The organism is Oceanicola sp. S124, assembly GCF_000220565.1.
Taxonomy (GTDB): Bacteria; Pseudomonadota; Alphaproteobacteria; order Rhodobacterales; family Rhodobacteraceae; genus Pseudooceanicola.
In genome coordinates this window covers 1-12,701 of sequence record NZ_AFPM01000043.1, presented here as the reverse complement: position 1 = coordinate 12,701, position 12,701 = coordinate 1, and the positions used below count along the sequence as shown (strand labels likewise).

16 protein-coding genes, 1 tRNA gene and 1 pseudogene are annotated in these 12,701 nt (G+C 68.2%); 8 read left to right on the top strand and 10 right to left on the bottom strand.

What is annotated here, in order from left to right; translation table 11 throughout:
• A pseudogene (locus OS124_RS0104160) lies at positions 1-634 on the bottom strand (hypothetical protein); the annotation flags it as partial.
• Positions 635-930: 296 nt separating this feature from the next.
• Between OS124_RS0104160 and OS124_RS0104155 the strand changes: the two are divergent.
• The gene (locus OS124_RS0104155; RefSeq protein ID WP_138919424.1) at positions 931-1,203 is read left to right on the top strand and encodes a hypothetical protein; all 273 of its coding nucleotides are present in this window, start codon (positions 931-933) and stop codon (positions 1,201-1,203) included.
• A gap of 387 nt (positions 1,204-1,590) precedes the next feature.
• Here the strand turns inward: OS124_RS0104155 and OS124_RS27275 are convergent.
• A tRNA-Tyr gene (locus OS124_RS27275) sits at positions 1,591-1,674 on the bottom strand.
• Between the two features lie 249 nt (positions 1,675-1,923).
• Here OS124_RS27275 and rlmB point away from each other — a divergent pair.
• From rlmB to OS124_RS0104140, 3 genes are all read left to right on the top strand, one after another.
• The gene (rlmB, locus tag OS124_RS0104150) at positions 1,924-2,700 is read left to right on the top strand and encodes a 23S rRNA (guanosine(2251)-2'-O)-methyltransferase RlmB (RefSeq protein ID WP_010138085.1); all 777 of its coding nucleotides are present in this window, start codon (positions 1,924-1,926) and stop codon (positions 2,698-2,700) included.
• A 314-nt stretch (positions 2,701-3,014) separates the two neighbouring features.
• On the top strand, positions 3,015-3,446 hold the full coding sequence (locus OS124_RS0104145) for a CoA-binding protein (protein ID WP_010138084.1): 432 nt from the start codon (positions 3,015-3,017) through the stop codon (positions 3,444-3,446).
• A 21-nt stretch (positions 3,447-3,467) separates the two neighbouring features.
• Positions 3,468-4,331, top strand: coding sequence for a DMT family transporter (locus OS124_RS0104140; RefSeq protein WP_010138083.1), 864 nt, complete (start codon positions 3,468-3,470; stop codon positions 4,329-4,331).
• Here OS124_RS0104140 and OS124_RS0104135 read toward each other — a convergent pair.
• The 5 genes from OS124_RS0104135 to hisA are packed head-to-tail and all read right to left on the bottom strand — an operon-like array spanning position 4,328 to position 6,870.
• On the bottom strand, positions 4,328-4,648 hold the full coding sequence (locus OS124_RS0104135; protein ID WP_029375152.1) for a phosphoribosyl-ATP diphosphatase: 321 nt from the start codon (positions 4,646-4,648) through the stop codon (positions 4,328-4,330). The genes OS124_RS0104140 and OS124_RS0104135 overlap by 4 nt on opposite strands.
• 11 nt (positions 4,649-4,659) lie before the next feature.
• Positions 4,660-5,421: an imidazole glycerol phosphate synthase subunit HisF gene (hisF, locus tag OS124_RS0104130; RefSeq protein WP_010138081.1), complete on the bottom strand. Its 762-nt coding sequence runs from the start codon at positions 5,419-5,421 to the stop codon at positions 4,660-4,662.
• Between the two features lie 60 nt (positions 5,422-5,481).
• Positions 5,482-5,826: a hypothetical protein gene (locus OS124_RS0104125; RefSeq protein WP_010138080.1), complete on the bottom strand. Its 345-nt coding sequence runs from the start codon at positions 5,824-5,826 to the stop codon at positions 5,482-5,484.
• A 1-nt stretch (position 5,827) separates the two neighbouring features.
• A complete protein-coding gene (locus OS124_RS0104120) occupies positions 5,828-6,148 on the bottom strand; it encodes a hypothetical protein (protein ID WP_010138079.1) in 321 nt (106 codons plus the stop codon).
• Positions 6,148-6,870, bottom strand: a complete 723-nt coding sequence (gene hisA / locus OS124_RS0104115; protein ID WP_010138078.1) for a 1-(5-phosphoribosyl)-5-[(5-phosphoribosylamino)methylideneamino]imidazole-4-carboxamide isomerase — start codon at positions 6,868-6,870, stop codon at positions 6,148-6,150. Before hisA ends, OS124_RS0104120 begins: the two co-directional genes overlap by 1 nt.
• A gap of 202 nt (positions 6,871-7,072) precedes the next feature.
• Here hisA and OS124_RS23615 point away from each other — a divergent pair, with 202 nt between their 5' ends.
• The 4 genes from OS124_RS23615 to OS124_RS0104100 all read left to right on the top strand — a co-directional run bounded on the left by OS124_RS23615 (position 7,073) and on the right by OS124_RS0104100 (position 9,498).
• Positions 7,073-7,837, top strand: a complete 765-nt coding sequence (locus tag OS124_RS23615) for a hypothetical protein (RefSeq protein ID WP_040606642.1) — start codon at positions 7,073-7,075, stop codon at positions 7,835-7,837.
• The gene (locus tag OS124_RS23610; protein WP_040606641.1) at positions 7,834-8,274 is read left to right on the top strand and encodes a hypothetical protein; all 441 of its coding nucleotides are present in this window, start codon (positions 7,834-7,836) and stop codon (positions 8,272-8,274) included. Before OS124_RS23615 ends, OS124_RS23610 begins: the two co-directional genes overlap by 4 nt.
• A gap of 95 nt (positions 8,275-8,369) precedes the next feature.
• Entirely contained in the window at positions 8,370-8,756 is a 387-nt protein-coding gene (locus tag OS124_RS0104105) for a DUF2147 domain-containing protein (RefSeq protein WP_010138077.1), read from the top strand.
• 307 nt (positions 8,757-9,063) lie between these two features.
• Positions 9,064-9,498, top strand: a complete 435-nt coding sequence (locus OS124_RS0104100) for a DUF2147 domain-containing protein (RefSeq protein ID WP_010138076.1) — start codon at positions 9,064-9,066, stop codon at positions 9,496-9,498.
• Between the two features lie 844 nt (positions 9,499-10,342).
• Here OS124_RS0104100 and hisH read toward each other — a convergent pair.
• The 3 genes from hisH to OS124_RS0104080 form a co-directional block, all read right to left on the bottom strand.
• Positions 10,343-10,987 carry an imidazole glycerol phosphate synthase subunit HisH gene (hisH, locus tag OS124_RS0104090; RefSeq protein ID WP_010138074.1) on the bottom strand — a complete coding sequence of 215 codons (645 nt, stop codon included), beginning with the start codon at positions 10,985-10,987 and terminating at the stop codon, positions 10,343-10,345.
• Positions 10,988-11,114: 127 nt separating this feature from the next.
• On the bottom strand, positions 11,115-11,702 hold the full coding sequence (gene hisB, locus OS124_RS0104085; protein WP_010138073.1) for an imidazoleglycerol-phosphate dehydratase HisB: 588 nt from the start codon (positions 11,700-11,702) through the stop codon (positions 11,115-11,117).
• A 480-nt stretch (positions 11,703-12,182) separates the two neighbouring features.
• Positions 12,183-12,701 (bottom strand): sensor histidine kinase (locus OS124_RS0104080; RefSeq protein WP_029375148.1); only part of this gene is annotated, 519 nt, incomplete at its 5' end.

Here is a 12,701-nt window from a genome sequence, read left to right as displayed (position 1 = left end):
GTTCGGCAGGCGGGTCGTCGCGGATCTGGCGCGCGTAGTCGAGGAAGCGCGCCCCGAAGGCAGCGGGATCGCGGTAATAGAAGAACCCGGCGTTGAAATAGAGGTAATGGCGCCAGTATTCGTCGGGCCAGGCAGGATCCAGAGAGCTTTCGAACTCCAGCCCGAAGCGGTCGTAGAGGCTGCGCCAGGTCGCCGTATAGCCGGGGCCGTAAAGCTCGATCTCGGGCCAGGTGCCCTCACGGCGCAGCGAGGCCGAGGGGCGGTCGAAGTCGAAGGGCACGTCGCTCAGCTCGTCCAGCACCAGCGTATCGGTGTCGAAGAACACGAAGGGCCGGTCGGCGGGCAGCGCCGCGAGGCATTCGATCTTGTTGCCGTAGGGATAGGCGGCGCCGAAGTGGCGGCTTTCGAAGGGCAGGATCCGGGCGTCCAGCTCGGCCAGGGCGGCGCGCAGCTCGGGGTCGGTGATGCGCGGATCCTCGGGCCAGAGCGGGCCGGGCTGCGGTTCGGCGACGAAGAGCTGCCCGGCGAAACCGGGCGAGCGGGCGCGCAGCGAGGCGGCGAAGAGCAGTGCCTCGTACTGCAGCCGCCCCGATTGGCCGACGATGACGATGTTGAAGGGGTTTGCCTGGCTCATGGCCCTGCTGTGCCGCATCGGGATGAAAGCCGTCAAGTCGCCTCTCGTCCCGCTGGGAAGGTCTGGCACGGCAATGCCGCAGCTCGTGGCGCAGAGCAGGGCGATGGCGGATGGATATCGAGACGTGTCCCCTCTGTGGTGTCGGGCCTGTCGCCCCCCGGGGGGGGGGCGTCGCGGCCCGCAGGACGGGGCTTGCATGAGGCGGCACAGGGCCGGTATTTGCAGGTCGAGCACGTCTCCGCCCCTGCGGACCTGCCGGGGCCGGGACATTCGGCGCAAGCGATGAGGACAGGATGATGCGGCCCCTGCAACACAAGCTGATAGGTGATCTGCGTCGCGCGCGGGGGATGGACGGGCCTGGGCTGGCGCAGCGCTCGGGTCTGACCGAAGATCAGATCGCGCGACTGGAAGGTGTGCTGCCCTGGCAGGGCGAGTTGAGCGCGGACATGCTGCAACGGTTGTCGCACGCCTTGCAGGTGCGGCCCGAGGTGCTGCGCGGAGAGCAGCCCCTGACCGAAGCGGATCTTGACTTGCCGCCAGCCGAGCGCCGCTGCAGCTGCTGCGGCTGATCGGCACGCCCGTCGCGATCACGCTCTCTGCCGCAGCACTGGCCGCAAGCGCGCTGAAGACGGGGCCTGGCATGCAGGTGGTCCTGATCGGGCCAATCGCGCGGGGCAGATGCAGCCCGGCGGAGGCAACCCGGACCTGCCGCTGAAGGATGGCGGCTTGCGCGGATCCATGCACAGCTGCCGGCCTCGCGACGACGCAGGGCAGCCCCTTGTCCCGGGATCTCGGACCGCGCCCCTGCGACGACCGGACCCGGGGCTAGCGCGATAGCCCGTAGTGGAGTCATTCCCCCCGTCCCGCAGCACTGGCCGCCACCAAGCACCAGCAAGTGCCGGACAGGAACCGGCCAAAGACGGCCCTGCTCAGCCGATTTCATCACAGAGGGGGAGTGGTGGGCGACCCTGGAATCGAACCAGGCATGGGTCTCCCCGGCGGAGTTACAGTCCGCTGCCGCACCTTGCAGCTCGTCGCCCGAATTGGTCTGAGGCGCTGCCCCGTCCAACCGTGAGCGGGTGATTACCGGGGTGGGCCGGGGGCGTCAACAGGAAAATCCGCCCCTTTTGCTTGCGATGTCACCGGGGGCAGCGTAGGAGGCCGAAACCCTGTAGAAGGGGGCGAAAGCAACCCTGGTGGACGGTCGGTTTCCGGTGCGATCCCCTCGGTGCAGGATACCAGACAGATGCGCCACGCCGCGACAGGCGCCGCGCCGCCGGAGAGACGCGATGAAAAAGCCTCAGTGGGTGATCGACAAGGAAAAGGGCAAGCGGGCCTCGGCCGCCGAGACCGTCTGGCTCTTTGGTCTGCATGCGGTCCGCGATGCCCTGGTGAACCCGAAACGCGAGAAGCTGCGGCTGGTGGTCACGCGCAACGCGCTGGACAAGCTGGCCGATGCGGTGGCCGAGGCAGGCATCGAACCCGAGATGAGCGACCCGCGCAAGTTTGCCGCCCCCATCGACCCGCAGTCGGTCCACCAGGGCGCGGCGCTCGAGGTGAAGTCGCTCGACTGGGGCTCGCTGCCGGATGTGGCTCTGGGGGAGGGTGTCGGCGCGCCGCGCCTCGTGCTGCTGGACCGGGTCACCGATCCGCATAACGTGGGCGCGATCCTGCGCTCGGCCGAGGTCTTCGGGGCGCGGGCGGTGATCGCGCCGCGCCACCATTCCGCGCCCGAGACCGGGGCGCTGGCCAAGACCGCCTCGGGCGCACTGGAACGCCAGCCCTACCTGCGGGTCCGCAACCTGGCCGACACGATCCTGGAATTGCAGAAGATGGGCTATATCGTGCTGGGTCTGGCGGGAGAGGCCGAACAGAGCATCGAGACCGCGCTGGAAGGTCGCAGGGATCGCCCTGTCGCATTGGTGCTGGGCGCTGAGGGGCCGGGGCTGCGCGAGCGCACGCGCGAGGTCTGCGATGCGCTGGTACGCATTGATTTCGCAAGCGATTTCGGCTCTCTCAACGTGTCGAACGCGGCTGCTGTGGCGCTTTACGCGGCGCGCGGCTGAAGCAAGAGAGGATCGGAACAAGAGATCGGCGCAGCGGGCTGGACGGGCCGGGGAAATGCCTCGCGAATAGGCGATGCAACTTAAGGGCTTGTTCACATTCTTATTACACCCTCTTCACGTCCGGTACGGCCACCTTACGTATCGTTCAGAAGCAACGGCCTGGAACGCCGATGTTTCCTTTCACTGTCCCTCGTTCCGCACTGCGCCCAGGGTTTTCCCTGGGCGCTTTTTTGTTTGGAAACAGGGGGCTGCGCGGTGGGTCTTGCCTCTGGCGCGGGCTTGGCGCAGCCTGCGCCGAAACAGGAGGCTTCCCCATGGATCTTAGTGACACGGCGATTGCCGCTATCTTGGAGCGCACCAAGGTGATCGCCCTCGTGGGCTGGTCGCCCAAGCCCGAACGGCCCAGCCACCGGGTCGCGGCGCTGCTGGCCTCGAAGGGCTACCGGGTGATTCCGGTCAATCCGGGGCAGGCGGGCACGCAGGCGCTCGGCACCACGGTCATGGGCTCTCTGGCCGAGGTCTTCGCGGCCTTCGGCGCCGAGGTCGACATGGTGGACATCTTCCGCGCCTCCGAGGCCGCTCCCGAGGTCGTCGCCGAGGCGCTGGAGGCGTTGCCGGGGCTCAGGACGGTCTGGATGCAGCTCGGGGTGATCAGCCAGGAGGCGCAGGCCATGGCCGAGGCGCGCGGCCTCGACGTGGTGATGGACCGCTGCCCGGCGATCGAGCTGGGACGGCTGGGTCTTTGAAACGGCGGTGCGGGGCAGGCGATGCGCGGGGCTGATCTGGCGGGGCTGATCCTGCTGGTCTTCGCGGCGGTTACCAGCGTGGTGATCGGCGACACGGCGGGCAAGCTGATGACCTCCTCCGGGGTCGACCCCTTCCTTGTGGCCTGGAGCCGCTTCGCCCTCGCGGCCCTGGCTCTGCTGCCCTTCAGCGGGCTCAGCCGGTCCGAGCTGCCGGACCTGCTGCGGTGGCGCGTGGTTCTGCGCGCCATCTTCATCGCCGCTGGGATCAGCTGCATCCTGACCGCCCTGCGGACAGAGCCGCTGGCCAATGTCTTCGGCGCCTTCTTCATCGGACCGGTGGTGTCCTACCTGCTGGCGATCCTCTTCCTGAAAGAGCGCCCGGCACCGCTGCGCAGCCTGCTGCTGGCGGTCGGATTCCTGGGCGTGATGCTGGTGGTGAAACCGGGCTTCGGCGCCACGGCAGGCATGGGATTCGCCCTGGCGGCGGGGGGCTTCTACGGCGCCTACCTGATGATGACGCGGCTGGTGGCGGGGGCCTACAGGCCGCGCTTCCTGCTGATCTCGCAACTGCTGGTCGGTTCGGTGCTGCTGACGCCCTTCGGGCTGGGGGCAGACTGGCCGGTGCTGACACCGGCACTGTTGGGGCTGCTAGGGATCAGCGCGGCGGGGTCGGCCGTGGGGAACTACCTTCTGGTCACCGCCAACCGGCGGGCCGAGGCCAGCCTGATCGCGCCGCTGGTCTACAGCCAGCTTCTGTCGGCCATGGTGCTGGGCGGGCTGGTTTTCGGTGATTGGCCGGATGTCTGGGCGCTGGCCGGTCTGATGCTGATCGCCGCCTCGGGCGTCGGCTCTCTGGTGGTCAGCCAGCGGCAGGGGGCGGCCTAGTCCTTGGGGCGGGCGGCCTTCTCGGCGACGCCCGAGGTGCCCTCGCGCGCCTCAAGCACCGCCATGACGGCCGAAAGCGGCACGTCGCGCGCCGCCAGCATGACCAGCATGTGATAGAGCACGTCGGCGCATTCGCTGGCCAGCTTCTCGGGGTCGTTCTTCACCGCCTCGATGATCGCCTCGATGGCCTCTTCGCCGAATTTCTCGGCGCATTTCTCGGGGCCCTTGGAGAGCAGCTTGGCGGTCCAGGAGCTGTCCGGGTCGGCGCCGCGGCGGGCTTCGATGGTGGCAGAGAGGCGGGAGAGCGTGTCGGTCATTGCAGCCTCGGTCATTGCAGCCTCATGGGGATGCCCGCGGCGGCCATGTGTTCCTTGGCCTCGCGGATGGTGTAATCGCCGAAGTGGAAGATCGAGGCGGCAAGGACGGCAGAGGCGCCGCCCTTGGTGACGCCCTCGACGAGGTGGTCGAGGGTGCCGACGCCGCCCGAGGCGATCACGGGCACCGAGACCGCATCCGAGATCGCCCGGGTCAGCGGCAGGTTGAAACCGGCGCGGGTGCCGTCGCGGTCCATCGACGTCAGTAGGATCTCTCCGGCGCCCTTGGCGGCGACCAGTTTCGCAAATTCCACCGCGTCGATGCCCGTGGGCTTGCGCCCGCCATGGGTGAAGATCTCCCATTTGCCGGGTGCGACGGTCTTGGCGTCGATGGCGCAGACGATGCACTGGCTGCCGAAGTGGTCGGCGGCGCGGGCCAGCACGTCCGGGTCAGCCACGGCGGCCGAGTTGAAGCTGACCTTGTCGGCGCCTGCCAGCAGCAGGTTGCGCACGTCCTGCACTGTCCGCACGCCACCGCCCACGGTGAGCGGCACGTAGCAGGCCTCGGCGGTGCGTGTGACCACGTCGAACATGGTGCCCCGGTTCTCGTGGGTGGCGTGGATGTCGAGGAAGGTGATCTCGTCGGCGCCGGCCAGGTCGTAGGCCTTGGCGGCGTCCACCGGGTCGCCCGCATCCCGCAGGCCGACGAAGTTGACGCCTTTGACCACGCGGCCATCGGCCACGTCGAGGCAGGGGATGATGCGGGTCTTCAGCATGGCTCTCTCCGGTGCGTCCTTGGCGCTGTCTAGCGGCTCGGGGCGGCGGGGGGAAGGCGCTCAGGCCGCGTCGGACCTGTAGCGGGTGTAAAGTTCCAGCCCGAGGGCTGCGAGCAGGATCAGCGGGCCCATGGTCAGCGCGCCCACGACGCCCAGCAGGATGATCGGCGACAGGGCGGTCATCACCTGACCGAAGGCCGCGCTGCCGGCGCAGCTCGAGAAGCCCGCGTTCAGGGCGCCGGCGCAGATGTTGTCGGCCAGCACCGACAGGGCGAGCAGGACGGCGAAGCCCAGCCCTCCGATCCGCAGCATCCAGTAGGCCAGCCGGTTGTGGGCCATGCCGCCGAGGAAGAAGGCGGCGGTCGGCACCAGGATCAGCACGGCGGCCAGGATTTCCTTTTGCATGTCAGTGGTCCTCGGGCGGGGTGGTCTTGGGAAGGGCAAGCGCCAGCATCAGCCGGACGATCCCCCAGAGCAAGGCGAAACCGCCCGAGAGGGGCAGCACCAGCAGCCCGCCCCAGGCGGCAAAGACGCCGGTGGAATAGGCGAAATCGGCCAGCTCGACCCCCAGGAGCGGGCAGCTGTGGGCCGAGCCCTCGTCGATCTGGCAGCCAAGCGCCGTGAGGCCGAGCGTGACGGCAATCGCCAGCACCCAGCAGCCGAGCGGCGCCAGCACCAGCCAGAGGGCGATGCGGTCGACCCGGCGGAGGGCGGTGCGGCGGCCCATCAGGCCTTCAGCACCGCGAGCGCCTCGGCCAGGTCGATGGCCCCATCGTAAAGCGCCCGTCCCGAGATCGCACCGTTCAGCGGCGCGCCGCAGGTCTTCAGCGCCTGCAGGTCGGCGATGGAGGATACCCCGCCCGAGGCGATGACCGGGATCGAGACCGCATTGGCCAGGGCGGCGGTCGACTCGATGTTCGGGCCCTGCATGGCGCCGTCACGGTTGATATCGGTGTAGATGATCGCGGCCACGCCGGCGTCCTCGAAGCTGCGAGCTAGATCAGTGACCTGCACGTCGGTTTCGGTCGCCCAGCCCTTGGTCGCGACGAAACCGTTGCGGGCGTCGATGCCGACGGCGACCTGGCCGGGGAAGGCCTTTGCCGCCTCGCGTACCAGGGCGGGGTTCTCGACCGCGACGGTGCCCAGGATGACGCGTGCCAGACCCTTGGACAGCCACATCTCGATGGTCGCCATGTCACGGATGCCGCCGCCCAGCTGGGCTGGAACCTTGCAGCGTTCCAGGATCGCCTCGACCGGCGCCGCATTGACCGGGCTGCCCGCGAAGGCGCCATTGAGGTCGACCAGATGCAGCCATTCGCAGCCCGCCGCGACGAACTCCATCGCCTGGGCGGCGGGATCGTCGTTGAAGACCGTGGCCTTCTCCATGTCGCCCTTGAACAGGCGCACGGCCTGGCCGTCCTTCAGGTCGATGGCGGGATAGAGGATCATGGCGCGGCTCCTTCCAGGCAGGGCCCCGGGGCGGCCCGGGGCTGTTGCTGCGGCTTTTGCACGGGGCGGGCATGGAATGCAATGCGCGGGCAAGTGGGGGTTCCCCTTACTTGCCCGACCGTGTCCCCGGCGCGCAGTCTGGACCCGTGGTGGGGCCAGGGCAGCGCGCCCCGGCAGATTTCATGACGCGGAGGGTACTCTCATGAAATTGACGACCTGGAATGCGGAATGGCTGGACAGTCACTGGGGCGTGGTCTCTGGGCTCTATGAGCCGGGGCAGAGCCTCTATCCCGGCAAGGCGCCGTCGCTGGACGAGGCACAACAGAGGGTGGCGGCGGTGGCGCGGTTCATCGAGATGCTGGCGCCGGACATCCTGTTCCTCTGCGAGGCGCCTAGCGGGCCCGAGGCGATGGCGGGCTTTGCCGCCACCGCCGCGCCGGGCTACGACCTTGTGCAGCGCCCCCCGGGCGAGGACTACCAGATCGAGGGGCGTCAGTGGATGTGGTTCCTGGTCCACAAGGATATCTCCGACCTGACCCAGCCCGAACTGGTGCCCGTCGAGACCTGGCGGGCCTTCTGCGCCGAGGCCTCGGACAGCATCCGACCGGGTGGCAGCTGGAAGGTCTCGGCGCCCCGGCTGAAGGATTTCGGCGACGTCAGGGACGTGCCCGTGGCCGAGCGGCGCACGCATCGTTTCTACCGCGAGCCGCAGGTGCTGCGCTTTCAGTGGGGTGGAGCCCGGCACGAGGTGATCGGTGCCCATCTCAAGAGCAAGTACACCGGCGTCAGCATCCCGAAGCGCAAGCCGGGTCAGGATCTGGACTCCTATATCGCGGCCTCGAAGGCGGTGCAGCGCTTCATGGCGAAGGCCCATGAGGCGCGGGTCAAGCTGAGTTCCGAGGCGCTGGTGATCCGCGCCTATATCGACCGGCGTTTCCAGCAGGAGGCCGATCCCTGGCGCTGGTGATCCGCGCCTATATCGACCGGCGTTTCCAGCAGGAGGCCGATCCCTCGATCATCGTGCTGGGCGATCTGAACGACGGTCCCGGCAAGGAGGTGATGGAACGCGAGTACCTGCTGCACGACCTGATCTCGAACCTGCAGGGCGAGGTCTTCTTCGCCCGCAAGTTCCTCAACCACGCGCTGTTCGACCAGCCTGACCACCTGCGCTGGACGGCGCAGTTCAGCGATGACCTCGACCCCGAACGGTCCGAGCACATCCTGCTGGACCACATCCTGTTCACCCAGGCGCTGACCTCGGGCGGGACCTCGCCGCTAGTGGCGCGGGCGCGCTCGGGCTGGGTCGAGCACCTGGCCTTCGAAGAGGCCGAAGCCCTGCTGGGGCGCGGCATGCTGAGCGATCACCGCCCGGTCAGCCTGCGGCTGGTGCCCCGCATCGGTTGACGCGCGCGTAACGCAGGGTCACGGTCGGCAGCGCTTGCACGGCGCAGCGGGGCATGAGCAGGATGAGGGCGGAGGAGAACGATGGGAGGATCATCATGTTGAAACATCTCCGTGCCGGCCTTGCGCTGGCGCTGCTGGCCACCCCCGCCCTGGCCGCCGACCCGGTCGAGGGCGTCTGGAAGACCGAGGCCGATGACGGCGCCTATGCCCATGTGACCTTCGCCCCCTGCGGTGCCGCGCTCTGCGGCGTGATCAGCCGTACCTTCAACTCGGGCGGCGAATACGACAGCGCCAACAAGGGCAAGCCGATCGTCTGGGATATGCAGGCCGAGGGCGGCGGCGCCTATGGCGACGGGCGCATCTGGCAGCCCTCGACCGACAAGGTCTACCGCTCGAAGATGGAGCTGTCGGGCGATGTGCTGAAGGTGGCGGGCTGTGTCGGTCCGATCTGCAAGAAGCAGACCTGGACCCGCGTGCGCTGACCCTCGGGCGACGTGATCGCTCAGGAAACGACTCGGGCCCCGCCCCGGTTTCTCCGGCGGCGGGGCCTTCTGTTCTGGCCCTTTCGCGGCGGGTCAGGCGGCATTTCAGCGGGATCTGACGCGAAAGAGCGCCGGAATCGGCAGCTTCCCGCCGGATGCGCCCCTCGAGAAGGAACCTTTCCGGGTTTGGCAACGCTTCTCCCCTAGAGTTCTACGCCATGGACCGACCAGAGCTGTGACCCGGAGGGATGCCGGATGCCGGATGCAGGATCGGGTCGCGGGATGAAAGCTCCAGAAGGAGAGAAAGATGCATGAGGTCGTGAGGGGCCGCAGGGGGCCCAAAGGCCGCAGGTCGCTGGTTGTGGCATTGACCACCGTTGTCGGGGTCTGGATGGCCGGGCCGGGCATGGCCGCCGAGACGGTGCTGGGCACCTGGGCCTCGCCTCCGGATCGCAAGGGGCAGACCGGGTACGTGGTGATCCGCAACTGCGGCGCTGCCTATTGCGGGCGGCTGGAGCGGGCCTTCAGTCCCGAAGGCGAACCGATCACCACGCGCGCTGTCGGCAAGATGCTGTTGCGTGACATGCAGCCGGTGCAGACAGGCGCCTATCAGGGGCAGGTCTACGTGCCGCTCATCGACAAGGTGGTCGATGCCGAGATGCAGCTCGAGGGTGACCGGCTGTCGGTGCGCGGCTGCGCCGGGATCATCTGCAACAGCCAGGTCTGGACCCGGGTGGAGTAGCGGGCCGGACGCCGGGGCAAGGCCGCCGGTTTCTGTTTGGACCGCTTGCATCGGGTTGCATGGTGCAACGGGTGCTCCGCAACGGGCAGCGGTCCGATTGTCACGTGGAGTGCAAACCGTTCATGGCCCTGCTGGTGGCCTGTGAGCCCGGGGCAAACCTGTATCCGTCCCGTGATCCTTGATCGTGCGCCGGTGGTGTGGGCGCTCTCATCGAAGGGCAGATTTGCAAGCGCCAGTTTCCGAAGGCAGGTTTTACCGAAGCCAGGCCCCCAAGGGGTGGGCATTGAAGGCCCGAGAAATGATCCCGCCTCCCAGTATCCATGCCAGCGTCGGCCAGCTGGCCGAAGGGCGCAACCTGGCAGCGCGGTTGGGGGCAGGCTGCTGGACGTCCACCCGGCCTCCAGCACCGCCTTCGTGCTGAACCGGGGCCAAGGCCGGGTCCTTCTTCATCATCATCCGCACCATCTGGCCGCACCACCTGGGGGACCACCGATTTGCCGATCGCGGCCCGCCGCGCAAGGTGTCGGGGATCTTGGCTGGCCTGCAAGCCGGACGCCACCCTGTCGCCCAGGCTGGCCAAGACCTGGGCCCGGCTGAAGTGCCCGTCGCAGCGACGCGGTCCGCTCTGGAGGGGCAACTGTTCTGCGACCGGTCCGAGAACAGCTGGCGCATGGCCGATCCGGCCCGCTGCGCCGGTGGTGTGCGACGCGGACGCACCGGCAGGACAAGCCCCTGCAGGGCGCCGCGACCGAGCGGTTTCAGGAGCTGGATGTCACCGCGCTGAACCCAGAGGTGGCGGTCGCGGAGATCGCGGACTGGCGCACAGGCTGGCGTCCGAACAGGGTCAGGGGGCCCAGGTCAGGAAGTTGGCGATCATCCGCAGGCCGGTCTGCTGGCTCTTCTCGGGGTGGAACTGGAAGCCCAGCATGGTGTCGCGGCCGACCACCGCGGTGACCGGCTGGCCATAGTCGACATGGGCCACCAGTTGCGCCGGATCCGAGACCGACATGTGGTAGGAGTGCACGAAGTAGGTGTGCTGGCCGGTCTCGATCCCGGCCAGAACCGGATGCGGCCGGTCGATGAAGAGGTCGTTCCAGCCCATGTGCGGAACCTTCAGCGCCGGATCTTCGGGGGTGATCTTCGTCACCTCGCCGTCGATCCAGCCAAGCCCTTGGGTTTCCTCGTATTCATGGCCTGTCCGTGCCATCAGCTGCATGCCGACGCAGATACCGAGGAAGGGGCGCCCCCGGACCTCGACGGCCTCGCGCAAGGCTTCCAGGACCGACCCCGCGCCGGCCCCGGCAAGGGCGGCCCGGCAGGCCGGGAAGGCGCCGTCACCGGGCAGCACGATGCGGTCGGCCCGCGCCACGTCCTCGGGGCGCGACGAGACAATGACCTCGCCCGCGCCGACCTCGCGCGCCATGCGCTGGAAGGCTTTCTCGGCCGAGTGCAGGTTGCCACTTTCGTAGTCGATCAGAACGGTCAGCATGGATCTTGCCTCCGCCGGGTCTTGGCCCGGCTCTGCTTCATCTGTCCCGAGCAGGCTCGGGGGGCGCTCGCAGTCCCCATCGAGGGGCCCGCGAGCGGGGGGGCAGCGCCCCCCAGCACCTCTGTCCTCAGAGCGTGCCCTTGGTCGAGGGGATGGCATCGCCCTTGCGCGGGTCGCTTTCCACTGCCACGCGCAGGGCGCGGGCGACGGCCTTGAAGGCGGCCTCGGCGATGTGGTGAGAATTCAGCCCGTGCAGCTTGTCAACGTGCAAGGTGATGCCGCCGTGCGTGCTGAAGGCCTGGAAGAACTCGCGCACCAGCTCGGTATCGAAGCTGCCGATCTTGTCGGTCGGGAAGTCGACGTTCCACACCAGGTAGGGCCGCCCGGACAGGTCGAGCGCGGCGCGCAGAAGGCTGTCGTCCATCGCCAGGTGGCAATCGCCGTAGCGCCGGATGCCGCGCTTGTCGCCGAGCGCCTTGGTCAGCGCCTGGCCGAGCGCGATGCCCACGTCTTCGACGCTGTGGTGATCATCGATGAAGGTGTCGCCCTTGCAGGTCACCGTGATGTCGATCAGCGAGTGGCGCGACAGCTGATCCAGCATGTGATCGAAGAAGCCCACGCCGGTGTCGCATTCGTACTGGCCCGTGCCGTCAAGGTCGATGACGACATGGATGTCGGTTTCTGCGGTCGAGCGGGTCACTTGGGCGTTGCGCATGGAAGCCTCCGGGTTTCCGGGGGCTTATAGGACGGGCGGGCGGGTTTTGGGAAGGGGGGACCGGGCCGCAGTGCGGGACTGGCTGTGGCACAGGGGGGGCGATGGATCGGCTCTGATGGGCAGCGGGCGATGGACTGCCGACCGCGGAGCGGCCTGGGGGCCCTCTTGTCCCGGGGGAATGCTTGGGCAAGTTGTCCGGACCATAGGGGGCCAGAAAAGATCGGGACGTCTGCACGGTTGATCAGCGGGACCGGGCCTTGGGAAGGCGATGCCGGACAGCTCGCACGGGCCGCTTGCGAGGCTTGGGGCGGCTATCGCCTGGCCAGTCATGCAACATGTGACTTCGTCGCTTGTGCGGCGGGGCCTGACGCGGAAGCTCTGTCTCTGTCTCTGTCTCTGTCTCTGTCTCTGTCTCTGTCTCTGTCTCTGTCTCTGTCTCTGTCCATACCCGTCCCCCGCTCCGGAAAAGGATCCCGTGGATCAGTTCATCCGCGCAGGACGGTCCGGTGCCTGCCCGGGCAGGGTGAAGGCAACAGTGGTGCCGCGCCTCTGCTCGGAGGTGGTGGCAGGCTTGATGGCGATCTCGCCACCGAGCCGCGTGACGATCCTGCGCGCGATCGGCAGCCCCATGCCGGAGCCTTCGCACTGGTCGCGCGGTCGCAGCGTGCGCAGCATGTCAAAGACCGGCTCGTGAAAGCGCGGCGGAATGCCGGGCCCGTCATCGGAGAATTCGCACGGGCGCATCGGTCCCGGGCCGAGACTCAGCGTGATCGCACCGTGCCCCCTGTCATGATGCTTGACCGCATTCGAGATCAGCGCTGCGAAGAGCAGCGTCAGTTCGTTCGCAGGGCCGTGCAGGCTGCCGCCCCCATGGACAGAGAGAGAGAACCCGTCCGGCATGGGCGCGCGCCGGAGGGCACGACCGAGAATGTCGTCGAGGGAATGGTCGCCGGGCTGGTCCGCGCGCCTGCCGATCCGGGAATAGTCGCGCAGATCCAA